The organism is Enterobacter sp. BIDMC109, assembly GCF_001037885.1.
Lineage (GTDB): Bacteria > Pseudomonadota > Gammaproteobacteria > Enterobacterales > Enterobacteriaceae > Enterobacter > Enterobacter hormaechei_C.
This window is the reverse complement of sequence record NZ_KQ090002.1, coordinates 2,406,110-2,432,381: the sequence shown is the minus strand read 5'-3', so window position 1 is coordinate 2,432,381 and position 26,272 is coordinate 2,406,110. Positions and strand designations below refer to the sequence as shown.

Here is a 26,272-nt window from a genome sequence, read left to right as displayed (position 1 = left end):
AACGGGACATAAACAAAAACCGTCTGTGCTACAGGTCTGAGATTGTTAAAAAATATTATCACCGCATAGCAAAGCCGCGTTATTTATGATGGAGTGTTTGCACTTAGCCCATGTAACGTAAGGAAAGCGCATGAAATCGGGTCGCTATATCGGTGTGATGTCTGGTACCAGTCTTGACGGTGTGGATGTCGTTCTGGCCGCCATTGATGAAAACATGGTGGCGCAGCAGGCAAGCCTGACCTGGCCTATTCCTGTCTCGTTAAAAGAAGAGATCCTGAACATCTGCCAGGGACAACAGCTGACGCTTTCCCAACTGGGCCAACTGGATGTGCGTCTGGGGGCGCTGTTTGCTGAGGCGGTACTGGCCCTGATGCAGCAGGAAAGACTCCACCCGCAGGATATCGTGGCAATAGGTTGCCATGGGCAGACCGTCTGGCATGAACCTGTCGGCGAGGCGCCGCACACGATGCAAATTGGCGATAACAACCAGATTGTGGCAAAAACCGGCGTGACGGTGGTGGGTGATTTCCGTCGTCGCGATATGGCCCTCGGCGGGCAGGGGGCGCCGCTGGTTCCGGCATTTCATCAGGCGCTGCTGGCGCACCCGGTAGAGCGCAGGATGGTCCTGAACATCGGCGGGATCGCCAACCTGTCGATGCTTATTCCCGGGCAGCCCGTGCGGGGGTACGATACCGGACCCGGTAATATGCTGATGGATGCCTGGATCTGGCGTCAGAGCGGTAAAGCCTACGACAAAGACGCGCAGTGGGCCAGCCAGGGGAAAGTGATCCTTCCCTTGCTGCAAACCCTATTAAGCGATCCTTTCTTTGCTCTGCCCGCGCCGAAAAGCACGGGGCGGGAATATTTCAACTACGGCTGGCTTGAACGTCAGCTGGCGCGCTTCCCCGGCCTTGCGCCTCAGGATGTGCAGGCTACGCTGACGGAGCTCACCGCGGTGTCGATTTCTGAACAGGTGTTGCTGAGCGGCGGATGTGAGCGCTTGCTGGTATGCGGAGGCGGAAGCCGTAACCCGCTGGTGATGGCACGCCTCGCCGCCTTGCTGCCAGGCACCGAAGTCACGACCACTGATGAAGCCGGGATCAGCGGAGACGATATGGAAGCGCTGGCCTTCGCCTGGCTTGCCTGGCGTACGGTTGCCGGTCTGCCGGGGAATTTACCCTCCGTAACCGGTGCGCGGGAGGCGAGCGTCCTTGGGGCCATTTTCCCCGCAAACCCGCGCCATAATCAGAGTTAACTGAAATTCAGCGGGAGGCGTAACCCGTAAAATAGGGAAAAACAGGAGGGCGGTTAGGCCCTCCAGGACCAGGATAGTCTTCGGAATCTGCCCATGAAAAAACTTCTTCTCATTGCTGTACCTTTTCTTATGACCGGATGCAGCGTCTATAACCAGTTCGTTGAGCGTATGCAAACCGATACGCTGGAATATCGTTGTGATGAAAAACCGCTGACGGTGAAGCTGAACAACCCGCATCAGGAAGCCAGCTTTGTTTATGACAATAAGTTGTTAACGCTGAAGCAGGGAATGTCGGCCTCCGGTGCGCGCTACTCAGACGGGATCTACGTCTTCTGGTCGAAAGGCGACAGCGCCACCGTCTACAAGCGTGACCGCATTGTGCTGAACAATTGTCAGCTTGAAAATCCGAAGCGTTGAGATTTTTGAAGGGGGCGCGCACAATAGCCCCACCCAATCTCACTTTCAGCTAACGCCATGTCAGATAACGACGAACTACAGCAAATTGCGCATCTGCGCCGTGAATACACCAAAGGCGGTCTGCGCCGCCAGGATCTTCCCGCCGAACCGCTGGTGCTTTTTGAACGCTGGCTGAAGCAGGCCTGCGAAGCGAAACTGGCTGACCCGACGGCAATGGTCGTTGCCACGGTTGATGAAAATGGTCAGCCGTATCAACGCATCGTTCTTCTCAAGCATTATGACGAGAAAGGGCTGGTGTTCTACACCAATCTTGGCAGTCGTAAAGCGCATCACCTTGAAAATAATCCGCGTATTAGCCTGCTCTTCCCGTGGCATATGCTGGAGCGCCAGGTGATGGTCACCGGCAAGGCGGAGCGCCTCTCTACGCTCGAAGTGGTAAAATATTTCCACAGCCGCCCGCGCGACAGTCAGATCGGCGCCTGGGTCTCTAAACAGTCCAGCCGAATCTCAGCCCGCGGCGTGCTGGAGAGTAAATTCCTCGAACTCAAACAGAAGTTTCAGCAGGGTGAAGTACCGCTGCCGAGTTTCTGGGGCGGGTTCCGCATCCCCATTGAGCAGATGGAATTCTGGCAGGGCGGTGAACACCGCCTGCACGACCGCTTTTTATACCAGCGCGACAACGGTGGCTGGAAAATCGACAGACTGGCCCCGTAATCCCCAAAATTTGTTGATTTAAGCGCTAGCGCACACCGCGCTGGCGCTTTATTCTATGGTCCTTTCGCATCAGGCGAAAAGTCGTGTACCGGCAAAGGTGCAGTCGTTTATACATGGAGAATTTGATGGCAAGCAGTAACTTGATTAAACAATTGCAAGAGCGGGGCCTCGTGGCCCAGGTGACGGACGAGGAAGCGTTAGCAGAGCGACTGGCGCAAGGCCCGATCGCGCTCTATTGCGGCTTCGATCCCACCGCTGACAGCTTGCATTTGGGGCATCTTGTTCCATTGTTATGCCTGAAACGCTTCCAGATGGCCGGCCATAAGCCTGTCGCACTGGTTGGCGGCGCGACCGGTCTGATTGGCGACCCAAGTTTCAAAGCCGCTGAGCGTAAGCTGAATACCGAAGACACCGTGCAGGAGTGGGTGGATAAGATCCGTAAACAGGTTGCACCGTTCCTGGATTTCGACTGCGGTGACAACTCTGCGATTGCGGCGAACAACTACGACTGGTTTGGTGGCATGAACGTGCTGACGTTCCTGCGTGACATCGGCAAACACTTCTCTGTTAACCAGATGATTAACAAAGAAGCAGTAAAGCAGCGTCTTAACCGTGACGATCAGGGTATCTCTTTCACGGAGTTCTCCTACAACCTGTTGCAGGGGTATGACTTCGCCTGCCTGAACAAGCTGCACGGCGTCTCTCTGCAAATTGGCGGTTCCGACCAGTGGGGTAACATCACCTCCGGTATCGATCTGACCCGTCGCCTCCACCAGAATCAGGTGTTTGGTCTGACCGTGCCGTTGATCACCAAAGCCGACGGTACCAAGTTCGGTAAGACCGAAGGCGGCGCGGTATGGCTGGATCCGAAGAAAACCAGCCCGTACAAGTTCTACCAGTTCTGGATCAACACGGCGGATGCCGACGTTTATCGCTTCCTGAAGTTCTTCACCTTTATGGATATCGAAGAAATCAATGCGCTGGAAGAAGAAGACAAGAACAGCGGTAAAGCACCACGCGCCCAGTACGTGCTGGCGGACGAAGTGACTAAACTGGTTCACGGCGAAGAAGGTCTGGCGGCGGCGAAGCGCATTACGGCTAGCCTGTTCAACGGAACCCTGAGCGATTTAAGCGAAGCGGATTTCGAACAGCTGGCGCAGGATGGCGTGCCGATGGTTGAGATGGAAAAAGGCGCCGATCTGATGCAGGCGCTGGTGGACTCCGAGCTCCAGCCGTCTCGCGGTCAGGCGCGTAAAACCATCGCCTCTAACGCGATCACCATTAATGGCGAAAAACAGGCCGATCCGGAATACACCTTTACCGAGAACGACCGTCTCTATGGTCGCTACACACTGCTGCGTCGCGGTAAGAAAAATTACTGCCTGGTCTGCTGGAAGTAATTAAAAGTATGCAGGGGCGTCGGAAACCACGCCCCTTTTGTTTTGACAGGGTTTGGTAAGTACAACATGAAGAACATCCTCGCCATTCAGTCCCACGTTGTGTTTGGACATGCTGGCAACAGCGCTGCGGAATTCCCGATGCGCCGCCTCGGCGTTAACGTCTGGCCCCTCAATACCGTCCAGTTCTCGAATCACACCCAGTACGGTAAATGGACCGGCTGCGTAATGCCGCCGTCGCATCTGACGGAAATCGTTCAGGGGATTGCGGATATCGACCAGCTTAAACGCTGCGATGCCGCACTCAGCGGCTATCTGGGTTCGGCGGAGCAGGGGGAACATATCCTCGGCATTGTGCGCCAGGTGAAAGCGGCAAACCCCGCGGCGAAATATTTCTGCGATCCGGTAATGGGACATCCTGAAAAAGGCTGCATCGTAGCGCCGGGTGTTGCGGAGTTTCATGTCCGTCATGCATTGCCCGCCAGCGATATTATTGCCCCCAACCTGATTGAACTTGAGATCCTGTGCGAGCATCCGGTCAACAGCGTAGAAGAGGCTGTAAGCGCCTCTCGCGAGCTGATCGCCCAGGGGCCAGAGATTGTGCTGGTTAAGCACCTGGCACGCGCAGGGTTGAGCCAGGACCGTTTTGAAATGCTGCTGGTGACGAAGGATGAAGCCTGGCATATCAGTCGACCGCTGGTGGATTTCGGTGCACGTCAGCCTGTCGGGGTCGGGGATGTGACCAGCGGTTTGCTGCTGGTGAAGCTATTGCAGGGCGCGAGCCTGCGCGATGCGCTGGAGCACGTCACCGCAGCCGTTTATGAAATCATGATTGCGACGAAGACGATGCAGGAATATGAGCTCCAGGTCGTCGCGGCGCAGGATCGCATCGCGAAGCCGGAGCACTATTTTAGCGCAACGCAGCTTTAGAAAACGCCCGGCGGCGCTGACGCTTGCACGGGCCTACGGAATTTGTAGGCCGGGTAAGCGTCAGCGCCACCCGGCAACCCAGGCCGCTCGGTTAATTCAACCCTTCCGCTTTCAGCGCCGCTGCCACCGCAGGACGCTCCGCCACGCGCGTCATATACGATGCGACATGGTCTAATCCTTCCATGTTCAGCTTAATCGCGCGCGCCCAGCGCAGAACGGTAAACAGATAGGCATCGGCGATGGTGAAACGCGAGCCACAGATCCACTGGTCGTCTTTCAGCGCGTCGTTAACGTACTGCAACTTTTTCTCCAGCAGCGCGCGCACGGTAGGTTTGTACTCTTCCGGCGTGTCCGGGCGGAACAGGGGCGTAAAGCCTTTGTGCAGTTCGGTGGCAATATAGTTCAGCCACTCCAGCGTTTTATAACGCGCAATGCTGCCGGTGGGGGCAAGGAGCTGACGATCCGGTACGTTGTCCGCCAGGAATTGCATAATCGCCACCCCTTCGGTCAGCAGGGTGCCATCATCCAGCAGCAGGGCCGGAACCTGGCCTTTTGGGTTAATCGCAAAAAAGTCATCCCCGTTTTCCAGACGCTTTTTCATCAGGTCAACGCCGTCCAGCGTGAAATCTTTACCGCTCTCGCGAAGCGTAATATGGGAAGCAAGAGAGCAGGCGCCCGGTTTATAGAACAGTTTCATCGGTAACTCCTTTTTGCTGAGGTTCCAGCTATGTTAGTGCGCGTTCGGATAAAAAAAAAGCCGCTAATCAATTAGCGGCTTCTGTTCAGTCGTTTCCCGATGACATTACGCGTTCGCGGTTTTGATCGCTTTAGCGGATTTGTCGTCGTCCTGCGTCATACGATTCAGTTTTGGTGCGGTCAGCAGCATCAGCACGGCAATCACGGCGGTCGCGATACCAATTTGCATGAACACGGTGCCGTAGACATTCAGGGAAACCAGCGGGTCGGTAACGTTGTCTGGTACCGCCATCAGGTTCGCAATCTTACCTGCGATGATAGCCGCGCCAGCGGTGGTCAGGAACCAGCTACCCATGATGAAGCCCATCAGACGCTGAGGGACCAGCTGCGCAACCATCGCCAGGCCCAGACCGGAGATCATCAGTTCACCGATGGATTGCAGCGCATAGCTCAGGATCAGCCAGTTAACAGACACGATACCCGCGTCGGTCGCGAATTTCGTCCCCAGCGGCAGCACCAGGAATGCGCCAGAGCACAGCACCATACCGATAGCGAACTTGTGCGGCATAGGCAGACGGTCGCCCATCTTGTTATAGATAGCGGCCAGAATCGGGCTACCAATCATGATCCAGAACGGGTTCAGGGCCTGATACTGCTCCGGCTCGAACGCGATACCAAGGATGGAGTGCTCAACGTTGCGGATAGCGAAGAAGTTCAGAGACGTTGGCATCTGGCTGTACAGAACGAAGAAGATGATCGCTTCCAGCATCAGGATGAACGCCACAATCATCTTACGACGTGCCGCACCCTGCATCGCAAAGGCTTCTTTCGCGAAGATAAACACGATACCCAGCGCAACCACGCCCAGTACGGCACGTGCAACGCCCTGGTTGTGCAGCAGCCAGGTGGCGACAGCGGCCAGGATCACGATGCCGACGATGGTTGCCAGCAGTTTGCCCATGTGCACGGGTTCGAAGTCTGGTTTTGAACCATAGTCTTTAACCCAGCTACGGCAGAACAGGAAGTTCACAACGGTGATCAGCATACCCACGAAGCTCAGCGCAAACGCTACGCTCCAGCCGAATTTTGCGGCCAGCCATGGGGTTGCCAGCATAGAGAAGAAGGAACCGATGTTGATGGACATGTAGTACATGGTAAATGCACCGTCCAGACGTGGGTCATCTTTGCTGTAGCAGGTAGAGAGCAGGGAAGACGGGTTCGCCTTGAACAGGCCGTTACCTACCGCGATGGTAGCCATGCCCATGTAAACCACACCTGCATCGTGCCCGGACCAGGCAACCAGCCCATAGCCAATCGCCAGAACAACGGCGCCCAGCATAATGACTCGTTTAGTACCGAGGACTTTATCGCCTAACCAGCCGCCGATAGCGACCAGGCCATACACCAGGGCGCTGAAGGAAGAGAACAGCGTGATGGAATCGGCTTCAGACATACCCAGTTGTTTAACCAGGTAAACCGCCATGATCCCTTGCAGGCCGTAGTAGCCAAAACGCTCCCATAATTCAATAGAGAAAATGAGATAGAACGCTTTAGGCTGTTTGAAAGCGTTAAGACTTACGCTCTCATCTGTTGGTTTATTGTTTGCAGTAGACACATATACCTCTTTTTTTACATCCCATATTAACGGGGGTGTTCATAGCGTGATGACCGTAGTCCATCCGCTTTATAGTTATATTGGGAGGGGAAACGGCGGGTAATGTTCACTATCCAGCCCCATCTGGCAATACGTTTGTAATAATCTGTTACATATAACTCTGGCGGTATAATCATCGGTTCATGCAAATGTTATACAGCGTTAAATCTCATCCGTTCAAAATTGATGGTTTTTTTCACTGTAATCGACCCTGTTTAATGGCTGTATGGCGATATGTTCTGCTATTTTGGGTGAATGGCAGTGATATAGCCCATATTCTGAAAAATGACTGGTCTTATGTGCGGTGTGGAATCGATGAAATCTTGTCTGGCAAAGGGGTTGGGCGGGTTTTAACAACAAAAATCCAACATCAGGTTATCAGAGTGATCGCGATCACAGATGTATAGAAATTTTTGGTGATGAAAAAACTATTAACCTGTTTGAGTGTTAAATGACCGAAGAATCGACAATGCGTTAAGGGGAAAGAGAGGGCAATTTATGGTCAATCGGGAAGATATTAGAGCCCTTGTTAATATTAAGGGCTTGAACAGGTAAGAAGTTAGGTGGTTTACGCTCAGGGATAGACTTTTTCTTTGTATTCGCAGAGATCTTCGATAATGCAGGAACCGCAGCGTGGCTTACGGGCAATACAGGTATACCGTCCGTGCAGGATCAGCCAGTGGTGGCAGTCCACCTTAAATTCCGCCGGGACCACTTTTAAAAGCTTCTCTTCCACCTCTTCCACGTTTTTACCCGGCGCGAACCGGGTACGGTTAGAGACGCGAAAGATATGGGTATCCACGGCGATGGTCGGCCAGCCAAACGCCGTGTTCAGCACCACATTTGCCGTTTTACGCCCGACGCCCGGCAACGCTTCCAGCGCAGCGCGGTCTTCCGGGACTTCACCGCCGTGCTGCTCCAGCAGGATCCGGCAGGTCTTAATGACGTTTTCGGCCTTGCTGTTAAACAGGCCAATGGTCTTGATATAGGATTTCACACCTTCAACGCCCAGCTCCAGCATGGCCTGCGGCGTATTGGCGACAGGGTAGAGCAGGGCCGTGGCTTTGTTGACGCTCACGTCCGTCGCCTGTGCAGAGAGCAGCACCGCGATCAACAGTTCAAACGGCGAGTTAAAGTTCAGCTCTGTCGTAGGATGAGGATTCTCATCGCGCAGGCGCGTCAGGATCGCAATGCGTTTCTCTTTATTCATACTGCTTTCTCGGGGATCCCTTCCTGTACGCTGCGCTCAGCGGCGCGGCGTTTACGTTTTTCATCAATCAGGTATTTTAACGCCAGCATCATCCCAAGGCCAATGAAGGCGCCAGGCGGCAGCATGGCCAGCAGGAACGGAGTGTCCGTATGGAACACCTCAATACGCAGCGACTTCGCCCAGCCGCCAAGCAGCGCGTCCGCACCGTCGAAGAGCGTACCGTTGCCCAAAATTTCACGCAGAGAGCCGAGAACGAACATGGCGGCAGTCGCGCCCATGCCGATGGAAAAACCATCCAGCGCGGATATGGCCGGATTGTTTTTCACCGCAAAGGCTTCAGCGCGGCCTACGACAATACAGTTAGTCACGATAAGCGGAATGAAAATCCCGAGCGACTGGTACAGGCCAAATGCGTAGGCGTTAATCAGCATTTGCACCACGCTGACCACCGACGCAATGATCATGACATAGATCGGAATACGGATTTCCGACGGCGTCCAGCGGCGCAAAACTGAAATGGAAAAGTTAGTCAGGGTCAGCACCAGCGTGGTCGCCAGCCCCAGCCCGAGCGCGTTGGTGGCGGTAGACGTCACCGCCAGCAGCGGACACAGCCCCAGCAGCTGTACCAGCGCGGAGTTGTTCTTCCAGAGACCCTGGACGATAACCTCTTTAACCTGGCTCATGGTCACTCCTCACAGGTGGAAAGATGATTGATCTGCGCGGGCAGCGTTTCGGCATACAGCCCGGCGCGCTTGACGGCGTTGACCACCGCGCGCGGGGTAATCGTGGCACCCGTGAACTGGTCAAACTCGCCGCCATCTTTTTTCACCGCGAAAGCAGGATCGTCTTCGCCATGAATCATCTTTCCGGAGAAGTGTAAGATCCAGTCACTTAAGCGTGTTTCAATTTTGTCGCCAAGGCCCGGCGTTTCGTGATGTTCCGTCACGCGCGTGCCCAGCACGGTGCCGGAAAAATCGCTGCCAACCAGCAGCTGAATCGCACCGGAGTAACCGTCCGGCGCGGTGGCTTCCATGACGGCACCCACGGGATTATCGCCCTTGCGGGCAATATAAATGCGATGGGGTCCTTTACCGAGCTGCGGAGCCTGCACGACAAAGCAGCTTTTTTGCAGGTCATTATCGTAGAAGTCGGATGGGATCACCTGATCGAACAGCGCCTTTTGCTGCTTCATTGCCTGCTCTGCAATGGTTGTTTTCGTCAGTTCATTTACCAGCGCGGTCAGCCCGGTGAGGGCGGCAGCGAAGATCGCCAGCGTAACGCCGTGTTTTTGCATTGTTTTTAGCATGGCGTGACCCTTAGCGATGACCGTACACGCGTGGCCGCGTGTAGTAGTCGATGAGCGGAACGGTGATGTTAGCCAGCAGCACGGCAAATGCCACACCGTCCGGATAACCGCCAAAGCTGCGAATAAGCCAGACCAGCAAGCCCGCCAGCGCGCCGAAAATCAGACGTCCTCGGTTGGTGGTAGACGCGGTGACCGGATCGGTCAGAATAAAAAATGCCCCGAGCATGGTCGCGCCGGAGAGCAGATGGAGCTGCGGGCTGGCCAGTGACTCAGGTGAGATGACCCAGCCGAGCGTCGAGCAGACGGCCAGCGTCACCAGGAAGCTCACCGGAATATGCCAGCGGATTGCCTTCTGTTGCAGCAGGAACGCGCCGCCCAACAGATAGGCCAGATTGACCCACTGCCAGCCAGCACCCGCCAGTACGCCGCTGTAAATAGACGATTTCATCACCTGCTCCACGCTGTGTCCGGCACGCAGGGAGGTTTTGAAGGTATCGAGCGGGGTGGCCTGGCTGATGCCGTCCACGCCCATGCGAAGCGCGTTCATATCTGCGCCCAGCGCGGTGTGGCCGGTAAAGATAACGTGCAGGGCATCCATAAAGCCGGGGACGGTGGCGGCGATCTCATGCGGCGGCAGCCAGCTGGTCATCTGTACCGGGAAGGAGATCAGCAGTACCACGTAGCCAATCATCGCCGGGTTAAACGGGTTATGGCCCAGCCCGCCGTACAGCTGCTTGGCGATGATCACCGCAAACACCGTTCCCAATACCACCATCCACCACGGGGCGAACGGGGGAATGCTGATGGCCAGCAACAGGCCGGTCAACAGGGCGGAGTTATCGCTCAGGATGCGAGTCACTTCCATTTTGCGCAGCTTCAGGATCGCTGCTTCCGCTGCGACGGCACTGGCGCAACCCAGAACTAACTGGAAAAGCGTACCCCAGCCGAAAAACCAACACTGTACGGCAATACCTGGCAGCGCGGCCAGGCACACCAGCATCATAATACGCGATGTCTGGCGCTGGTTATGGGTATAAGGGGAACTTGCAATTCTGAAAACCATTTAATCCTCGTTAACGGCTTGCTGCGCGGCTTTCTTTGCCTGAACGCGCGCAATCGCGGCGGCGACTGCGGCTTTGCGTGGATCGTCGTTGGCGGCCGCAGGCCGTTCGTCCTGCTGTGCCGCTTTTCGTGCTTTGGCACGGGCGATGGCCGCTTCAACGGCGGCTTTACGCGGGTCGACAGGCGCTTCACTCTCTTCGGCTGGCTGAACCTGTGCCGCTTTTCGTGCTTTGGCACGGGCGATAGCGGCTTCAACGGCCGCCTTGCGCGGATCCGTCGCTTCCTGTTCAACCACCACTGTCTGCTGACCGGCCTTACGGGCTTTTGCCCTGGCGATAGCCGCTTCCACTGCCGCTTTACGCGGGTCGATATCGGCTTCCGGTTTGGCGTGTTGCGCTTTCTCCGCCTGACGCGCGCGAGCTTCGGCTTTACGCGCTTCGCGGGCCGCAATCGCTTCGCTGTTGTCCGGTTTTTCTCCCGGAGCGATCACAACCGTCTGGGCGGCGGTGGCTTTCTTCTCGCGCACGCGGGCCAGGGCTGCGTTAATGGCATCCTGATCTTTCGCCGCAGGCTGGACGGCAGCCTGCTTATGGCGTTCCTGACGGGCTTGTTTCTCGCGCTCCAGTCGTGCCTGACGCGCTTCAAAGCGGGCCTTCGCTTCAGCGGCACGTTTTTCTTCCATGGAGATGGCGTAGATTTCGGCTTTCTCCTGACGGAAGTATTGCACCAGCGGAATATTGCTTGGGCAGACCCAGGCGCAGGCACCGCATTCAATACAGTCAGCCAGGTTATGCGCCTGGGCTTTATCGTGCAACTGGCCTTTGCTGTACCAGTACAACTGCTGCGGCAGTAAATCTGCCGGGCATGCGTCCGCACAGGCGCTACAGCGTATGCAGCCTTTCTCTTCCTGCGTTTCGCCCATCTCCGTTGGGGAAGGGGCGAGCAGGCAGTTGGTAATCTTCACCACCGGCACATCCAGCCACGGCAGGGTAAAGCCCATCAGCGGGCCACCCATAATGACCAGTTGATCGCTACCCGGGCAGAAGCCAGCCTGTTCCAGCAGATGACGCACCGGCGTACCCAGACGCGCCCAGACGTTGCCGGGACGGGAGACGGACTCGCCGGTCAGCGTGACGACGCGCTCGGTCAATGGCTCGCCGTCAATCACCGCACGTTTCACCGCGTAGGCGGTTCCCACGTTTTGCATCAGCACGCCGATGTCGGACGAACGGCCCCCGTGGGGGACCTGTTTGCCGGTCAGGATCTGCGTCAGCTGTTTTGCCCCGCCGGACGGGTATTTGGTCGGGATCACTCGCAGGGCGATATCGTGGCTGTCCGCCAGTACCGCACGCAGCATCGAAATGGCCTGCGGTTTATTGTCCTCAATACCGATCAACACTTCGCGGGGTTGCAGAATATGCGCAAGAATGCGAATCCCTTCCACCACCTGCGCGGCACAGTCCTGCATCAGACGGTCATCGGCGGTGATGTACGGTTCGCACTCGGCGGCGTTGATGATCAGCGTTTCGATTTTATCGCCGCCGCCGTGAAGCTTAGCGCCGGTCGGGAAGCCTGCGCCTCCCAGACCCGCCACGCCGAACTGATGAATGCGTTCAATCAGCGCTTCACGGCTGTGGGAACGGTAGTCGCTCCAGCCGTCACGATCGATCCAGCGGTCTTCACCATCGGCTTCAATGATCACGCTCAGCTCAGACAACGCCGACGGATGGGCAACGGTATGGGGGGCAACAGCCACCACCTTACCGGAAGTCGGGGCATGTATCGGCAACATCCGTCCGCGACCAAAGGTCAGCGGCTGGCCGCGAAGAACGCTATCGCCTTCTTTCACGCACAGTTCACCTTCCGCGCCGATATGCTGTTTAAGGGGCATAACGTAACGGGTCGCCAGCGGGATCTGGCGCAGCGGCGTGCCGTTAGACTGCGATTTCATCTCAGGCGGATGAATGCCGCCGTCGAAATCCCAGATCTTCTCTTTTCTGAAGGCAGAAAATAACTTAAGCATGTTGTTCCACAGGAATATTGCGAACCGGAATGGTCTGAAGGTCCCACTTCCAGCTTTCAGTAGTCGTTTCAACCGGGCGTAGTTCTATACACTGCGTCGGGCAGGGCGCCACGCAGAGATTACAGCCGGTGCACAGATCCGCCACAACGGTGTGCATCGCGCGCGTTGCGCCCACAATGGCGTCAACTGGACACGCCTGAATACATTTGGTGCAGCCAATGCAGTTGGCTTCGTCGATGACAGCAAGGGCACGAACGGGCTCCTGGGCCTGTTCATCGCCGTCGACAGGCTGGGGATCGACGTTCAGCAGGGCAGCTATTTTAAGCATGACCGCTTCGCCACCCGGTGCGCAGCGGTTGATCTTTTCGCCCTGCACGCCCACCGCCTCAGCGTAAGGGCGGCAGCCAGGGTAGCCGCACTGCCCGCACTGGCTCTGCGGTAAAAGTTCATCAATTTTTTCAACCACCGGATCGTCCTCCACCGCAAACCGGCGGGAGGCATAACCCAGAATGATGCCAAAGACGAGTCCCAGTTCGCTGATGGACGCGATGGCAATCCAGATAGCACTCATTACAACTTCACCAGACCACTAAAGCCCATAAAGGCCAGAGACATTAAACCTGCGGTCACCAGAGCGATGGCGTTACCGCGAAACGGCGCGGGAATATCCGCCGCGGCCAGACGCTCGCGAATCGAGGCGAACAGGACCATAACAAAAGAGAAACCGACCGCCGCGGAAAAACCGTACAGCGCCGATTGCAGGAAATTATGCCCAAGGTTGATATTGAGCAGCGCCACGCCCAGCACCGCGCAGTTGGTGGTGATGAGAGGCAGGAAAATGCCCAGCAGGCGATACAGGGCAGGGCTGGTTTTCCGCACCACCATCTCGGTAAATTGCACCACAACCGCAATGACCAGAATAAAGGACAAGGTGCGCAGGTAGAGCATGTCCAGTGGGATCAGGATCCAGGTATCAATCAGCCATGCGCAAATGGAGGCCATCGTCATCACGAAGGTGGTCGCCAGCCCCATGCCCATTGCCGTCTCCAGCTTTTTGGAGACGCCCATAAACGGGCACAGGCCAAGGAACTTCACCAGTACGAAGTTATTAACCAGCACAGTTCCGACAAAGAGCAGTAAGTAATCGGTCATTATTTAGCCTGAAATAAAATAGCCGCCTATTATCGGATAAACGACAACAGGCCACAACAGGTTAACTGTAAGGTTATTACGGGTTGACAAAGGTCTTCTTAACGCGCGTCGAACGCTTGAAATAAGGGACCATAAGCGCCGTCGCCAGTAGCGGAAACAGTAACTGGCGAACCGCCAGCGCGTCAGATACTGGCGAGAAAGCGAATGCTTTGACAGCCAGCAGCACGGAGACCAGCAGCCAGATAATGTAATGTTTCGGCACGCTTTTGCGGCGTTTGAAGAAGGCGATAGTCAGCCACAGCGTGTAGTACCACATCGCGATCGCGAAAACGAACGACACAAACCACGTTGCAATATTGAGCGCACTCTGGGACATCAGTGTCTGGATAGCATGAGGCGTAACCAGTGCGGTGGTGTATAGCAACAGCGCCAGCGAAGCGCTTAATAATGCCACCAGCAGCCATGCCAGCGGGGCGATTAACCAGCCCCCAATTCTCTCTCCAGGCAATGCGGTCATACGCTCTCCCATAGTCTGCGCGAAATGTTATACAGAAATTTGCAGGGCGGAGAGTATATAACATTTCACGCCGAAGGCTACTTTCTTATACAACGTAACGCCATACGGATTTAGGCACTTCCCCCACATTGAACAGACGACCGCCAGAGACCAGTTCGGCGCGACGATGGTCAGCAGCGCGGTACATATTGATGATGTCCTGATTATCCGACAGCGTGTAGTTCAGATGGTCAAACAGTTTTTCCAGGCTTTCAAGGGAATTGATCTTGCGAAATTTTAATAAATAGTCCTGAACTGTCATGTTAATAAGTTTCCATATAAAAGGGTAATACCCATAAAGGTAATGCGTTCGAATAATAAACGGATTAATAAAGACGTAAACTGTCCACTCGGGTAACGCGACGAAATTAGGAGTTTTCTTTGCGAAGATTCAGGCATCAGCAGATGCCTGGAAGAGAAGGGTAACCTCGTTCATTACGGCTGGCAATACGTTCCATGACGTAATGTGTCACGCTTTATGACGACACGGCTTACTTTTGTTGTGCGACAGTAACAGGCTCCGGCGGCTGGTAGTTATCGATATGGCTGGCAATGCCGAGCAACACGACTGAAACTCCAAGGACAATCCATCCCGCTAATTCAATGATTCGATTAATTATTGACGACATAATTTGTGTTTGTAATTTATCCATAAATACAGATTACAAATGTTACAGCGCCCTTTTCGCCAGAGCAAGCGCTTTGGGAACGATTCCCCGAACCCATATACACACTTTAATGCGAGGTAACAAAAAACGCTGTCGCGAGATGCTATTTTAACTCAAAGGGCACATTATTAATCTGTGCGTTAAGCACAAGGCCAGTGATAAATAAGCGCACAGCGAGGGGGCAAACGATGAGTGAAAACATCCGCGTCGGTCTTATTGGCTACGGGTACGCAAGCAAAACCTTTCATGCACCGCTGGTTGCCGGCACGCCGGGAATGGAACTGGCGGCTATCACAAGCAGCGATGAGACTAAGGTCCGCGCCGACTGGCCAGCCGTGCCGGTGGTAACGGAGCCTAAGCATCTGTTTAACGATCCTAATATTGACCTTATTATCATTCCAACTCCTAACGACACTCATTTCCCCCTGGCGAAAGCGGCGCTGGAGGCAGGGAAACATGTTGTTGTCGATAAGCCCTTCACCGTGACGTTGTCACAGGCGCGCGAGCTGGATGCGCTGGCGCGAAGTCTGGGTCGGTTATTATCGGTCTTTCACAATCGGCGCTGGGACAGCGATTTCCTGACGGTTAAGGCGCTGATAAACGAAGGCACGCTCGGCGAAATTGCCTTTTTTGAATCGCATTTCGATCGTTATCGTCCGCAGGTGCGAGATCGCTGGCGCGAGCAGGCGGGACCGGGCAGCGGCATCTGGTATGACTTAGCGCCGCATCTTCTCGATCAGGCCGTCCATCTGTTTGGTCTGCCCGTGAGCATGACGGTCGATTTAGCGCAGCTCAGGCCGGGGGCGCAGACCACCGACTATTTCCATGCCATTTTGAGTTATCCGCAGCGGCGCATTGTGCTGCACGGGACAATGCTTGCGGCGGCGGAATCGGCCCGCTATATCATTCACGGGGCGCGCGGCAGCTATGTGAAGTTCGGCCTGGATCCGCAGGAAGAGCGCCTCAAAAATGGCGAACGCTTACCGCAGGAGGACTGGGGCTACGACATGCGCGACGGGGTGGTGACGCGTGCGGAGGGTGAGGTACTGGTTGAAGAGACGGTATTGACCCTGCCGGGGAACTATCCAGCGTATTACGCCGCCATTCGTGACGCGCTGAATGGTTCAGGTGAAAATCCGGTTCCCGCAAGCCAGGCAATCCAGATTATGGAGCTCATCGAGCTCGGGATCGAATCTGCCAAACATCGCGCAACGCTCTGTCTGGCATAAGTGCCAAACGCTTTCGTAGGCCGGGTAAGCGCAGCGCCACCCGGCAGTAAAGAGGACTACTGAGCAACTTTATCGCGCAGCGCCTGTTTCTCTTCAGGCGTCAGGAAGGCGATCTCCAGCCCGTTGATTTGCGCCTGACGGATCTGCTCGCGGCTCAGCCCGGCCTGTGGTGCGGCGATGTTGTATTCGTGAATAATATCCACGCCCTGAACCGCCGGATCGTCCGTGTTCAGCGAAGCCAGCACCCCGTGTTCGAGGAAGGTTTTCAGCGGGTGTTGCGCCAGCGACGCTACTGTACTGGTCTGAATATTGGAGGTCAGGCAGGATTCGATTCCAATACGTTGTTCGGCGAGGAAATCCATCAGCGCGCGATCTTCAATGGCTTTCACGCCATGACCTATACGTTCCGCACCCAGTTCACGAATGGCCTGCCAGATGCTTTCCGGCCCCGCAGCTTCCCCCGCATGAACGGTAATATGCCATCCTGCATCACGTGCGCGGTTGAAATGAGACAGGAACAGACTGCCCGGGAAGCCCAGCTCGTCACCGGCCAGGTCGATAGCGGTGATCTGGTCGCGATGCGCCAGTAATGCTTCCAGTTCCTGAAGACAGGCCGCTTCACCGAAGGTACGGCTCATAATGCCGATCAAACGCGCCTGAACGTCAAAGGTTTTGCAGCCTTCACGCACGCCTTCAATGACCGCTTCAACCACGCCCGCTACGGGGAGGTTGTGGGTCATCGCCATATAGCCTGGGGAGAAACGCAGTTCAACATAGTGCAGGCCGTTACGCGCGGCATCTTCGATGTTTTCAAAGGCGACACGGCGACAGGCATCGACCGAGGCCAGCATCTTCACGCCCCAGTCGAGCTTGCTCAGAAAACTCACCAGATCCGGTTCGTTCGACGTGACCTGAACATGCGGGATCAGGGTTTCAAGCGTTTCGGCAGGGAGGGTTAAATTGAACTGGCGACCAAGATCGAGAATGGTTTGGGCACGAATGTTTCCGTCGAGGTGGCGGTGAATATCAGTTAAAGGCAGGCGTGTATCAATCATGGTCGCACTCTTTGCTGGTTAAAGTGCGCCATATTATAAAAACAAAACGGGGTAAAAAGCTATTTGCGCAAGGGAATATTCCGTTGCGCAAATGATTTACAGCAGAGTGTTGATGCCGGCGATAAGGCGTTGAACGCCCTGTTCAAGCTTACTACGCGGACAGCCAGCGTTCAGACGCACATAGCCTTTACCTTCATCCCCATAGGTATATCCCGGCATGATGGCCACTTTTTGCTGATCAATCAGCACGTTTTGCAGCGTATTGTCATCAATGCCAAGCGGGCTGAGATCGATCCATGCCAGATAGGTGGCCTCGGGCGGTTGCCAGTTGAGTGTCGGAAATGCAGTATTCAGTTCGTCAGCAATGTAGCGCAGGTTTTCTTCGAGATAGGTCCGCAGCGCGTCCAGCCAGGGTTCTCCCTGTCGGTAGGCAGCAATGTGCGCGGTCAGCGCCAGCACGGAAGGGGAAGAGAGTCCGTCCCGACCTTTTAATGCATTCAGATAGGCGCTACGGCTGGCGTCATCGGCGATAAGCCCCCAGGCACCCGTCAGCGCCGGAATGTTGAAGCTTTTGGAACCCGAGGTCAGCAGCGCCCATTTACCGCGCGCAACCTCATTCCACGGGGTATGACGATGCGTGCCCCATACCATGTCCATATGAATTTCGTCGCTGATCACCGCTACGTCATAACGTTCACACAGGGCCGCCATTGTGGTCAGCTCTTCCCGCGTCCAGACTTTGCCGGTCGGGTTTTGCGGGCTACACAGCAGCAGCACCTTGTTTTCCGGTTTTGACAGCGCCGCTTCCAGCCCGGCCATATTGCCCTCCCAGCCATGCGCTGTTTTCTGCATCGGCACGGAAACAACGGTACGCTGGTTGCCTTCGATGGCTTTATAAAAGGCATCGTAAGCCGGGGTATGGACCACCACGCCGTCGCCAGGCGAGGACCAGAGGCGGATCAGCTCCGAGACCATATAAATGACCGACGGCCCATACACCACGGTTTCGGTATCAATCTGACTGTTAAAGCGTTGCCGGAACCAGTGCGCCACGGCGGCCAGAAATTCGTCATTTTTCCAGCGACTGTAGCCAAACACCCCGTGGTTTATTCGCTGGTGCAGCGCATCGGTAATGCAGGGGGCGGTGGCGAAATCCATATCAGAGATGGTGAAGGGCAGCAGGTCGGCAGCGCCAAAACGGTCAGCGACATAATCCCACTGGGTACACCAGGTGCCGTGTCGATCCACGACGGTTGAAAAATCAAACATGACGGTGCTCCGTAAAGTAAAACCCCCTCATGACGAGGGGGGCGAGGCATCAGGCTTCGACGGTTCGCATCAGGGTTGCCAGCTCATCCTTCACTGACTGTACCTGCGGGCCAATGACGACCTGCAAATTGTGTTGATTTAACTGTACCACGCCGATAGCCCGGTTAGCTTTAAGTGCGTTGGTATCCACTTTGGACATGTCCGCCACCGACAAACGCAGGCGGGTGATGCAGTTATCCAGAGAGGTAATGTTATCCGCACCGCCCAGCGCCGCCAGAATAGCCGGCGTGTTATATCCGGATTTCCCAATGGTGCCGGCTACCGCCTGTTCAACGCTGGTGGCCGTATCGGTATCGCGGCCAGGCGTTTTCAGGTTAAAGCGGGTGATGGCGAAGCGGAAGATCCCGTAGTAAACCGCGAACCAGATGGCGGCCACAACCGGCACCAGATACCACTTGGTGGACAGGCCGTGCAGGATACCGAATACCACGAAGTCAATCACGTTACCGTCGGTGTTACCGATGGTCACACCGAGCACAGCCATCACGGTAAAGCCCAGGCCCGTCAGTACGGCGTGGATGAGGTACAGTACCGGCGCTACGAACAGGAACAGGAACTCGATAGGTTCTGTCGTACCGCCCACCACGCAGGCAATAACGCCGGAGATCAGCAGACCTTTAATTTTATGACGATTTTCCGGACGGGCACAGTGGTACATCGCCAGCGCTGCGCCCGGCAGGCCGCCGAGGAAGGCAGGCATTTTACCCTGAGAGAGGAAACGCGTCTCACTTTCAGAGAAGCCGTGAGTGGTCGGGCAGCTCAGCTGGGCCTGGAAGATGGTCAGCGCACCGCTAACGGAATGACCGCAAACGTCCATGGTACCGCCGGCTTCGGTAAAGCGGATCAGGGCAACCAGGATATGCTGTAAACCAAATGGCAGCAGCAGACGTTCACCCGTACCGAAAATCATCGGGCCGAAATCACCCGCGCCATTGATAATGCGGCCGATACCGGTGATCCCCATGGCAAAAATCGGCCAAATCAGAGGGATGATCAGACCAAACAGACCCATCACAACCAGCGTAATGATTGGCACAAAGCGGGTCCCGCCGAAGAAGGCCAGCGCATCGGGCAGGCGGATGTTGTGGAAGCGCTCGTGCAGCATCCAGATAATTACCCCCGCGATCACGGCTCCAAGGATCCCGGTATCGATGGACTGAATACCAATCACGCTCTGAATGTTATTGGCTTTCAGTACCGCCGCGTCGGTCGTGGGCAGGATCCCTTTGGCAGTCAGCCAGAAGTTAACCGCAAGGTTCATGACCGCATAGCCAACGAAGCCCGCAAACGCCGCCACGCCTTTATTTTCGCGCGCCAGACCCAGAGGGATGGCGATACAGAACATTACCGGCAGGAAGCTAAAGGCAAACGATCCGACCTTGCTCATCCAGATGAAGATCGCCTGAAGTACCGGATTTCCGAGGAAAGGGATCAGGGTAATGACGTCATGGCTGCTTAACGAGCTGCCAATCCCCAGCATGATCCCGCAAAAAGAGAGAAGCGCCACGGGCAGCATAAAGGTTTTACCCAGTTGCTGGAAAAACTCCCACAGCGATATTTTTTGTGCTGCTTTCGTCGTCATAAAACGACTCCTTAAATGGTAGAAAGAGATTTAACGACCTCGATGGGGCGAGAAGATAAAACGTTTTATCAAACTTTAGTGCGCGCTAAATCACATTCTCAGGCTTTTACTGGTAGTATAAAGATAACGTATTGATAAAACGTTTTAGCGATCTCATTATCAAGGAGTCACGCCACCACATGGCTGTAGCGAAAAAGATCACCATCAACGATGTCGCGCTCGCGGCGGGGGTTTCCGTCAGCACCGTTTCGCTGGTATTGAGCGGGAAGGGGCGCATCTCTCCTGCAACGGGTCAGCGCGTCAACGAGGCCGTTGAGCAGCTGGGCTTTGTGCGTAATCGCCAGGCGTCGGCGCTGCGCGGTGGGCAAAGCGGGGTGATAGGGCTGATCGTTCGCGACCTCGCGTCGCCGTTTTATGCGGAACTGACCGCCGGGCTTACCGAGGCGCTTGAGGCTCAGGGGCGAATGGTTTTCCTGCTCCACGGTGGGCGCGAACCGGAGCAGCTGCTCTCCAGGCTGGATATGCTGCTGACGCAAGGGGTGGATGGGGTGATCGTGGCCGGCGCGTCCGGCGTGGGCAGTGAATTGTGTGAGCGCGCGGCGCAGAAAGGCGTACCGCTGGTGTTTGCCTCGCGCGCCAGCTATCTCGACGAAGCCGATACCCTTCGGCCGGATAACATGCAGGCCGCGCAAATGCTGACCGAGCATCTTATTCATCGCGGCCATCAGCGCATCGCCTGGCTCGGCGGTAAAAGCTCGTCCCTGACGCGTGCCGAGCGGGTGGGCGGTTACTGCTCCACGCTCATCAAATATGGCCTGCCGTTTCACAGCGAATGGGTGGTGGAGTGTGAATCCAGCCAGAAAAAAGCCGCGGAAGCCATCGGCACGTTGCTCCGCAACAGCCCGACGATCAGCGCTGTGATTTGCTATAACGACGTCATTGCGATGGGGGCGTGGTTCGGTTTGATCCGCGCCGGACGCCAGAGCGGTGAGGGCGGGGTAGAAACGTTCTTCGGCCATCAGGTGGCGCTGGGGGCGTTTGCGGATGTCGGTGAAAATGCGTTAGACGATCTCCCCATCGTCTGGGCGACGACGCCGGCTCGTGAGATGGGGTACACCCTGGCAGACAGGATCATGCAGCGCATTGAAAATACGGACGTGCAGGCCGGGCATCAGATTGTGGCTGCGCGGTTAGTGACGGTGAAGTAAACGCTTTGCTTGCACGGGCCTACAACGACTCAGGATCGGAGGCCGGGTAAGCGTCAGCGCCACCCGGCAATAAAAAACCCCTCATGCGAGGGGTTTTTCGTTTACTGCTGCGGTACTGCCGGCGGCGCTGCCGGTTCAGCCGGTGCCGGCATGCCCAGCGTCGGCATACCAAACATACCGACAAACTCTTCCAGCGGCATTTTGTCGCCGTTGAGCGTCACCTGGCCATTCGCATATTGCAGGCTGGTGGAAATGGTGTTGTCTTCCACCTTCGTGATGCGGAACATCTGGCCCATCGCCGCCAGGCCTTTCACCTGTTGGTTTGCCAGTTTGCCTGCATCTTCTTCACCATACCCTTCAAGTTTCGCAATCTGCGTCATGAACTCGGTCGCCATATCCATCGGGATGGTCAGCTTGCTGTCGAGCGATTTCACGCTGCGGTCAACTTCCTGCGCCAGGGTCTGCGGTTCGCCGGTCGCAGCGGCCGGATCCTTCAGGAACAGCGACAGGTTGAAGTTGGTTTCGCCTTTGCCGTTTTTCCAGCTCAGTGGCGCAACGGTAATCACCGGCTCGCCCTTCAGCAGGATCGGCAGGTTATTAAACAGCACCGTCATCGCCTGCTGCTGGTACGCCTGCGGGTTCTGTTGCAGGGCGGCATCGGTCAGCAGAGCCTGGCTCTCTTTACTGTATTTCTGACTGAATTCATGCCACGCCTGGCCGTCAATGTTGCCGATTTTCAGCGACAGCTTACCGGTACCCAGATCCTGATTCTGTACTTTCAGGCTTTTCAGGCTGTAATCCAGCTGGGTGTTGATGCTTTTACCGTCTTTGGAGACGTCAGACTTACCGTCCAGATCCATGCCTTCCAGCACCGCCATCTCTTTGCCTTCGATCGCAATGGCGATCTTATCGAGGCTCAGTTTCTGGTCGCCGATACGCTCATCAAAATCGGTCATACGGCTATTGCCGCTGGCTTTAAGGTTGTTGAAGGTAAGCTGAACCTTCTGGTTATATTCATTGACTGAATTCACCAGGCCGCTGGCGGCATCGCCGGTCAGGGAGACATTCTTGCCGTCGCGATCGGCATCAAGCTGGAAATTACCGCCGCTGAAGGCGACTTTGTCGGTGCCTTGTTCGTAATTCAGGGCTTTCAGGTCGATGTCGGAATGCGTATCACCGGCATAGCTGATGCGGGTATTGATCTCAAACGGCGACTCATTTTTCGCCATATCGAAAATCGGCTTCGTCACCTCGTTATTCACCAGTACGGTTCTGGCGGATGCCATGGAGGGGATCAGGTTAAACTTTTTCAACTGCGCCAGCGGGAACGGACCGTGGCTGACCACTTCATCCAGCACCACGCTCTGGCCCGGTTTCAGCCAGGCGTTCTGATTACCCGCAACCGGCTTCACCACCACCTGCATATGGCTGGTAAACACGCCACGCTGGTAGTTCTGGTAGCTCAGCTCCAGACCTGCTTCAGGCGCGCTGCGCTTAATCTCGCTGTTTGCCTGCGTCATCATCTCTGCCAGACGGCTTTCCAGCTGTTTCCCGGTATACCAGGAAGCACCCGTCCAGATCACGCCTAAAGCAACAATCACTCCTACCGCTACGACCGATTTTTTCATTGCGATTATCCCTAAAATGAAACCAGGCGGTTAAAACCGCCTGGTGTTACAACGCCTGTTACTAGCTTAGCAAGAGTTGTTAAAAAATTCAGTAAGTCCCTAAAGCTTATTAAAAACACGCGCCAGGCGACCGGTACCGCTCACCCGGACAGGCGACTCGTTGGCCGCGACAAAGGCGGATTCACCCGGTTTAAGCACCAGACGCTCGCTATCTTTATGCAATGTCGCTTCGCCTTCTACACAGAACAGGATCGCTGCGCTCTCCTGTGCAATGGCGGTTTCGTCTGCGCTGAGGTCGTGCAGCGAGAAGGCAAAATCGTCAACCGGAATCGGGAAGTCCAGCTCTGCGCCGTTTTTCACCGGCTGCGTAAGCAGCTCCGCAGCAGGTTTCGCCACGAACTTCACGTTGGCAACCAGCTCAGGGATGTCGATGTATTTTGGCGTCAGGCCCGCGCGCAGTACGTTATCGGAGTTAGCCATCACCTCCAGCGCCACGCCGTTCAGGTAGGCGTGCGGGGTTTCAGCGAACAGGAACATCGCTTCGCCCGGGTTGAGCTTCACCACGTTCAGCAGCAGCGGAGAGAAGAGACCGCTGTCGTCCGGATAAAACGTGGAAATTACGCGAATGGTGTCCCATGGCTCACCCTGCTGGCTGTTCAGCGCGGCTTTCAGCACCGCCAGCGCGTGGGATTTTTCCTCGCCCTGCATATTCAGCAGGCTGGCAAACAGCTCGCTCAAGGCTTCTGCGTTCGGGTTTTCCAGGAAATGGGCGATCGCGTTGTGAGCCCCGGCGACCGGTTGCAGCAGGGAGATGATCTCGGAAAACTCGCGGAAGGCATTCATCGCCAGGAAAGGGGTCAGGGCGAAAACCAGTTCCGGCTTGTGGTTAGGATCTTTGTAGTTACGCTCTGCGGCGTCTAACGGAATACCGGCGGCATTTTCTTTGGCAAAGCCCAGCTCAGAGGCTTTTTTGTTCGGGTGAACCTGAATGGAGAGCGGCTGGTCGGCGCACAATACCTTGAAGAGAAACGGCAGCTCACCAAAACGATTCGCCACTTTATCGCCGAGCAGTGCGGCTTTGTCGGCGTCGATGACGTCACGCAGGCTGCGAACCTGGCCGCTGGCATCTTCAATTTTTGAGCTGCTCTTCGGATGCGCGCCCATCCACAGCTCTGCCATCGGCAGGTTGTCCGGGTTGGCGATACCGTAGAGATCCGTTAACGCAGTTTTACTTCCCCAGGCGTAGTTTTGCACTGAGTTGATGAGTTTTTGCATTATCAAGCCCTGATTCATATGTGGAATTAACTCCGCGTATTAAAGCAATAAACCGAATGGAAGTAACCTGCGGATGTAAAAAGTCGTACTAGTCTCAGTTTTTGTTAAAAAATTGTGTAGGATAAGCTGACTCGCTTTTAAGCCGGGCAGCGGAACATCTGCCCTGAATAAACAGACCGAAGCAGTAAGTGAGAGAACAATGTCGAATAAACCCTTCCATTATCAGGATCCTTTCCCCCTCAGTCAGGATCAGACCGAGTATTACCTGTTAACCCGCGATTACGTTTCTGTCTCTGAGTTTGAAGGGCAGGAGATCCTCAAAGTTGACCCGCAGGCGCTGACGCTGCTGGCGCAGCAAGCCTTCCACGATGCTTCCTTTATGCTCCGTCCGGCGCATCAGCGGCAGGTTGCTGATATCCTTAGCGATCCGGAAGCCAGCGAGAACGATAAGTACGTTGCCCTGCAATTCCTGCGTAACTCTGATATCGCCGCGAAAGGCATTCTGCCGACCTGCCAGGACACCGGCACGGCGATTATCACCGGTAAAAAAGGCCAGCGCGTCTGGACCGGCGGCGGTGACGAAGCGGCGCTGGCGCGCGGCGTTTACAATACCTACACCGAAGACAACCTGCGCTATTCGCAAAACGCGGCGCTGGATATGTACAAAGAGGTGAACACCGGCACCAACCTGCCTGCGCAGATTGACCTCTACAGCGTCGACGGTGACGAGTACAAATTCCTCTGCATCGCCAAAGGCGGCGGTTCAGCCAACAAAACCTATCTTTACCAGGAAACCAAAGCGCTGCTTACCCCGGGCAAGCTGAAGAATTATCTGGTCGAGAAGATGCGCACCCTCGGCACCGCGGCCTGCCCGCCGTACCATATCGCGTTTGTGATTGGCGGTACGTCTGCCGAAAGCACCCTGAAAACCGTTAAGCTGGCCTCAACCAAATACTACGATGGCCTGCCAGCGGAAGGTAACGAACATGGTCAGGCGTTCCGGGACGTGCAGCTTGAGCAGGAACTGCTGGCCGAAGCGCAGAATCTGGGCCTGGGCGCGCAGTTTGGCGGCAAATACTTCGCGCATGACATTCGCGTGATCCGCCTGCCGCGCCACGGTGCTTCCTGTCCGGTGGGCATGGGCGTCTCATGCTCGGCGGATCGCAACATCAAGGCGAAGATCAACCGCGACGGCATCTGGATCGAGAAGCTGGAGAACAACCCGGGCAAATATATTCCTGAAGAACTGCGTAAAGCGGGCGAGGGGGAAGCGGTTCGCGTAGACCTGAATCGTCCGATGAAAGAGATCCTCGCGCAGCTTTCGCAGTATCCGGTTTCAACGCGCCTTTCCCTGAACGGGACGATTATCGTGGGTCGCGACATCGCCCATGCGAAGCTGAAAGAGCGCCTGGACAACGGCGAAGGGCTGCCGCAGTACATTAAAGATCACCCGATCTACTACGCAGGCCCGGCAAAAACGCCTGATGGATATGCTTCCGGCTCGTTAGGCCCAACCACGGCGGGCCGTATGGACTCCTACGTCGACCAGTTGCAGGCAAACGGCGGCAGCATGATCATGCTGGCGAAAGGCAACCGCAGCCAGCAGGTGACGGACGCGTGCCACAAGCACGGCGGCTTCTACCTCGGTAGCATCGGTGGCCCGGCAGCGGTGCTGGCGCAGGGCAGTATCAAGAGCCTTGAGTGCGTGGAGTACCCGGAACTGGGTATGGAAGCGATCTGGAAAATTGAAGTGGAAGACTTCCCGGCGTTCATCCTCGTGGATGACAAAGGTAACGACTTCTTCAAACAGATCCAGTCTTCCCAGTGTTCGGCGTGTGTGAAGTAATTCTGTAAATTGCCGGGTGGCGCTGACGCTTACCCGGCCTGCATTCTCGTAGGTCGGGTAAGGCGCAGCCACCACCCGAC

At 55.8% G+C, this 26,272-nt stretch carries 25 protein-coding genes; 8 read left to right on the top strand and 17 right to left on the bottom strand.

The genetic code is table 11. The features are described 5' to 3' along the window. Positions 1–130 precede the first annotated feature (130 nt). The 5 genes from anmK (at position 131) to pdxY (ending at position 4,713) form a co-directional block, all read left to right on the top strand. On the top strand, positions 131–1,255 hold the full coding sequence (gene anmK / locus SK62_RS11490) for an anhydro-N-acetylmuramic acid kinase (RefSeq protein ID WP_015570673.1): 1,125 nt from the start codon (positions 131–133) through the stop codon (positions 1,253–1,255). Between the two features lie 93 nt (positions 1,256–1,348). Further along, entirely contained in the window at positions 1,349–1,672 is a 324-nt protein-coding gene (mliC, locus tag SK62_RS11485; protein ID WP_015570672.1) for a C-type lysozyme inhibitor, read from the top strand. 57 nt (positions 1,673–1,729) lie between these two features. Continuing rightward, positions 1,730–2,386 (top strand): pyridoxamine 5'-phosphate oxidase, encoded by a 657-nt coding sequence (gene pdxH, locus SK62_RS11480; protein WP_003857601.1) that lies wholly within the window; start codon positions 1,730–1,732, stop codon positions 2,384–2,386. 125 nt (positions 2,387–2,511) lie between these two features. Next, the gene (gene tyrS, locus SK62_RS11475; protein WP_017384594.1) at positions 2,512–3,786 is read left to right on the top strand and encodes a tyrosine--tRNA ligase; all 1,275 of its coding nucleotides are present in this window, start codon (positions 2,512–2,514) and stop codon (positions 3,784–3,786) included. Positions 3,787–3,852: 66 nt separating this feature from the next. Next, a complete protein-coding gene (gene pdxY, locus SK62_RS11470) occupies positions 3,853–4,713 on the top strand; it encodes a pyridoxal kinase PdxY (protein ID WP_048249551.1) in 861 nt (286 codons plus the stop codon). A gap of 91 nt (positions 4,714–4,804) precedes the next feature. On the opposite strand, the gene gstA is transcribed toward pdxY, so the two are convergent. From gstA to blr, 12 genes are all read right to left on the bottom strand, one after another. Then, a complete protein-coding gene (gstA, locus tag SK62_RS11465; RefSeq protein WP_047719414.1) occupies positions 4,805–5,410 on the bottom strand; it encodes a glutathione transferase GstA in 606 nt (201 codons plus the stop codon). 105 nt (positions 5,411–5,515) lie between these two features. Further along, the gene (gene dtpA / locus SK62_RS11460) at positions 5,516–7,024 is read right to left on the bottom strand and encodes a dipeptide/tripeptide permease DtpA (protein WP_017693548.1); all 1,509 of its coding nucleotides are present in this window, start codon (positions 7,022–7,024) and stop codon (positions 5,516–5,518) included. A 613-nt stretch (positions 7,025–7,637) separates the two neighbouring features. Beyond that, entirely contained in the window at positions 7,638–8,273 is a 636-nt protein-coding gene (gene nth, locus SK62_RS11455; protein ID WP_015570668.1) for an endonuclease III, read from the bottom strand. Continuing rightward, positions 8,270–8,956 carry an electron transport complex subunit E gene (locus tag SK62_RS11450; protein WP_003857592.1) on the bottom strand — a complete coding sequence of 229 codons (687 nt, stop codon included), beginning with the start codon at positions 8,954–8,956 and terminating at the stop codon, positions 8,270–8,272. The genes nth and SK62_RS11450 overlap by 4 nt, the downstream gene beginning before the upstream one ends. 2 nt (positions 8,957–8,958) lie before the next feature. Further along, entirely contained in the window at positions 8,959–9,579 is a 621-nt protein-coding gene (rsxG, locus tag SK62_RS11445; protein ID WP_023296391.1) for an electron transport complex subunit RsxG, read from the bottom strand. A gap of 10 nt (positions 9,580–9,589) precedes the next feature. Then, positions 9,590–10,642, bottom strand: coding sequence for an electron transport complex subunit RsxD (gene rsxD / locus SK62_RS11440; protein WP_015570666.1), 1,053 nt, complete (start codon positions 10,640–10,642; stop codon positions 9,590–9,592). Beyond that, positions 10,643–12,664 carry an electron transport complex subunit RsxC gene (rsxC, locus tag SK62_RS11435; RefSeq protein ID WP_023303569.1) on the bottom strand — a complete coding sequence of 674 codons (2,022 nt, stop codon included), beginning with the start codon at positions 12,662–12,664 and terminating at the stop codon, positions 10,643–10,645. Further along, complete coding sequence (gene rsxB, locus SK62_RS11430; protein ID WP_048249550.1) at positions 12,657–13,235, bottom strand: electron transport complex subunit RsxB; 579 nt, start codon at positions 13,233–13,235, stop codon at positions 12,657–12,659. Before rsxB ends, rsxC begins: the two co-directional genes overlap by 8 nt. Next, positions 13,235–13,816: an electron transport complex subunit RsxA gene (gene rsxA / locus SK62_RS11425; RefSeq protein WP_000133206.1), complete on the bottom strand. Its 582-nt coding sequence runs from the start codon at positions 13,814–13,816 to the stop codon at positions 13,235–13,237. The genes rsxB and rsxA overlap by 1 nt, the downstream gene beginning before the upstream one ends. A gap of 76 nt (positions 13,817–13,892) precedes the next feature. Beyond that, complete coding sequence (locus SK62_RS11420) at positions 13,893–14,333, bottom strand: DUF2569 domain-containing protein (protein ID WP_045338785.1); 441 nt, start codon at positions 14,331–14,333, stop codon at positions 13,893–13,895. 85 nt (positions 14,334–14,418) lie between these two features. Beyond that, entirely contained in the window at positions 14,419–14,634 is a 216-nt protein-coding gene (ydgT, locus tag SK62_RS11415; RefSeq protein WP_000217941.1) for a transcription modulator YdgT, read from the bottom strand. Between the two features lie 229 nt (positions 14,635–14,863). After that, positions 14,864–14,989 (bottom strand): division septum protein Blr, encoded by a 126-nt coding sequence (gene blr / locus SK62_RS11410; protein ID WP_151884424.1) that lies wholly within the window; start codon positions 14,987–14,989, stop codon positions 14,864–14,866. 239 nt (positions 14,990–15,228) lie between these two features. Between blr and SK62_RS11405 the strand changes: the two genes are divergently transcribed. Beyond that, positions 15,229–16,269, top strand: a complete 1,041-nt coding sequence (locus SK62_RS11405; RefSeq protein WP_032648137.1) for an oxidoreductase — start codon at positions 15,229–15,231, stop codon at positions 16,267–16,269. 56 nt (positions 16,270–16,325) lie between these two features. On the opposite strand, the gene add is transcribed toward SK62_RS11405, so the two are convergent. The 3 genes from add to malX all read right to left on the bottom strand — a co-directional run bounded on the left by add (position 16,326) and on the right by malX (position 20,235). After that, a complete protein-coding gene (gene add, locus SK62_RS11400; RefSeq protein ID WP_015570661.1) occupies positions 16,326–17,324 on the bottom strand; it encodes an adenosine deaminase in 999 nt (332 codons plus the stop codon). 96 nt (positions 17,325–17,420) lie between these two features. After that, positions 17,421–18,593 (bottom strand): MalY/PatB family protein, encoded by a 1,173-nt coding sequence (locus SK62_RS11395; protein ID WP_023296393.1) that lies wholly within the window; start codon positions 18,591–18,593, stop codon positions 17,421–17,423. A gap of 49 nt (positions 18,594–18,642) precedes the next feature. Beyond that, positions 18,643–20,235, bottom strand: a complete 1,593-nt coding sequence (gene malX, locus SK62_RS11390) for a maltose/glucose-specific PTS transporter subunit IIBC (RefSeq protein WP_047719415.1) — start codon at positions 20,233–20,235, stop codon at positions 18,643–18,645. 179 nt (positions 20,236–20,414) lie between these two features. On the opposite strand from malX, the gene SK62_RS11385 reads away from it, so the two are divergent. Continuing rightward, a complete protein-coding gene (locus SK62_RS11385; RefSeq protein WP_022647925.1) occupies positions 20,415–21,443 on the top strand; it encodes a Mal regulon transcriptional regulator MalI in 1,029 nt (342 codons plus the stop codon). 101 nt (positions 21,444–21,544) lie between these two features. Here SK62_RS11385 and SK62_RS11380 read toward each other — a convergent pair whose 3' ends face one another. Together SK62_RS11380 and manA are read right to left on the bottom strand one after the other, a co-directional pair. After that, a complete protein-coding gene (locus tag SK62_RS11380) occupies positions 21,545–23,071 on the bottom strand; it encodes a YdgA family protein (RefSeq protein ID WP_039270897.1) in 1,527 nt (508 codons plus the stop codon). A 99-nt stretch (positions 23,072–23,170) separates the two neighbouring features. Continuing rightward, positions 23,171–24,346, bottom strand: coding sequence for a mannose-6-phosphate isomerase (gene manA, locus SK62_RS11375; protein WP_032670035.1), 1,176 nt, complete (start codon positions 24,344–24,346; stop codon positions 23,171–23,173). A 199-nt stretch (positions 24,347–24,545) separates the two neighbouring features. On the opposite strand from manA, the gene fumA reads away from it, so the two are divergent. After that, complete coding sequence (gene fumA, locus SK62_RS11370) at positions 24,546–26,192, top strand: class I fumarate hydratase FumA (protein WP_045911671.1); 1,647 nt, start codon at positions 24,546–24,548, stop codon at positions 26,190–26,192. The last annotated feature ends 80 nt before the right edge of the window (positions 26,193–26,272 follow it).

Excerpts from the sequence above, each read along its gene's own strand:
- anmK (WP_015570673.1), top strand. The coding sequence starts at position 131 with ATGAAATCGGGTCGCTATATCGGTGTGATGTCTGGTACCAGTCTTGAC.
- mliC (WP_015570672.1), top strand. The coding sequence starts at position 1,349 with ATGAAAAAACTTCTTCTCATTGCTGTACCTTTTCTTATGACCGGATGC.
- pdxH (WP_003857601.1), top strand. The coding sequence starts at position 1,730 with ATGTCAGATAACGACGAACTACAGCAAATTGCGCATCTGCGCCGTGAA.
- tyrS (WP_017384594.1), top strand. The coding sequence starts at position 2,512 with ATGGCAAGCAGTAACTTGATTAAACAATTGCAAGAGCGGGGCCTCGTG.
- pdxY (WP_048249551.1), top strand. The coding sequence starts at position 3,853 with ATGAAGAACATCCTCGCCATTCAGTCCCACGTTGTGTTTGGACATGCT.
- gstA (WP_047719414.1), bottom strand. The coding sequence starts at position 5,410 with ATGAAACTGTTCTATAAACCGGGCGCCTGCTCTCTTGCTTCCCATATT.
- nth (WP_015570668.1), bottom strand. The coding sequence starts at position 8,273 with ATGAATAAAGAGAAACGCATTGCGATCCTGACGCGCCTGCGCGATGAG.
- SK62_RS11450 (WP_003857592.1), bottom strand. The coding sequence starts at position 8,956 with ATGAGCCAGGTTAAAGAGGTTATCGTCCAGGGTCTCTGGAAGAACAAC.
- rsxG (WP_023296391.1), bottom strand. The coding sequence starts at position 9,579 with ATGCTAAAAACAATGCAAAAACACGGCGTTACGCTGGCGATCTTCGCT.
- rsxD (WP_015570666.1), bottom strand. The coding sequence starts at position 10,642 with ATGGTTTTCAGAATTGCAAGTTCCCCTTATACCCATAACCAGCGCCAG.
- rsxC (WP_023303569.1), bottom strand. The coding sequence starts at position 12,664 with ATGCTTAAGTTATTTTCTGCCTTCAGAAAAGAGAAGATCTGGGATTTC.
- rsxB (WP_048249550.1), bottom strand. The coding sequence starts at position 13,235 with ATGAGTGCTATCTGGATTGCCATCGCGTCCATCAGCGAACTGGGACTC.
- rsxA (WP_000133206.1), bottom strand. The coding sequence starts at position 13,816 with ATGACCGATTACTTACTGCTCTTTGTCGGAACTGTGCTGGTTAATAAC.
- SK62_RS11420 (WP_045338785.1), bottom strand. The coding sequence starts at position 14,333 with ATGACCGCATTGCCTGGAGAGAGAATTGGGGGCTGGTTAATCGCCCCG.
- ydgT (WP_000217941.1), bottom strand. The coding sequence starts at position 14,634 with ATGACAGTTCAGGACTATTTATTAAAATTTCGCAAGATCAATTCCCTT.
- SK62_RS11405 (WP_032648137.1), top strand. The coding sequence starts at position 15,229 with ATGAGTGAAAACATCCGCGTCGGTCTTATTGGCTACGGGTACGCAAGC.
- add (WP_015570661.1), bottom strand. The coding sequence starts at position 17,324 with ATGATTGATACACGCCTGCCTTTAACTGATATTCACCGCCACCTCGAC.
- SK62_RS11395 (WP_023296393.1), bottom strand. The coding sequence starts at position 18,593 with ATGTTTGATTTTTCAACCGTCGTGGATCGACACGGCACCTGGTGTACC.
- malX (WP_047719415.1), bottom strand. The coding sequence starts at position 20,235 with ATGACGACGAAAGCAGCACAAAAAATATCGCTGTGGGAGTTTTTCCAG.
- SK62_RS11385 (WP_022647925.1), top strand. The coding sequence starts at position 20,415 with ATGGCTGTAGCGAAAAAGATCACCATCAACGATGTCGCGCTCGCGGCG.
- SK62_RS11380 (WP_039270897.1), bottom strand. The coding sequence starts at position 23,071 with ATGAAAAAATCGGTCGTAGCGGTAGGAGTGATTGTTGCTTTAGGCGTG.
- manA (WP_032670035.1), bottom strand. The coding sequence starts at position 24,346 with ATGCAAAAACTCATCAACTCAGTGCAAAACTACGCCTGGGGAAGTAAA.
- fumA (WP_045911671.1), top strand. The coding sequence starts at position 24,546 with ATGTCGAATAAACCCTTCCATTATCAGGATCCTTTCCCCCTCAGTCAG.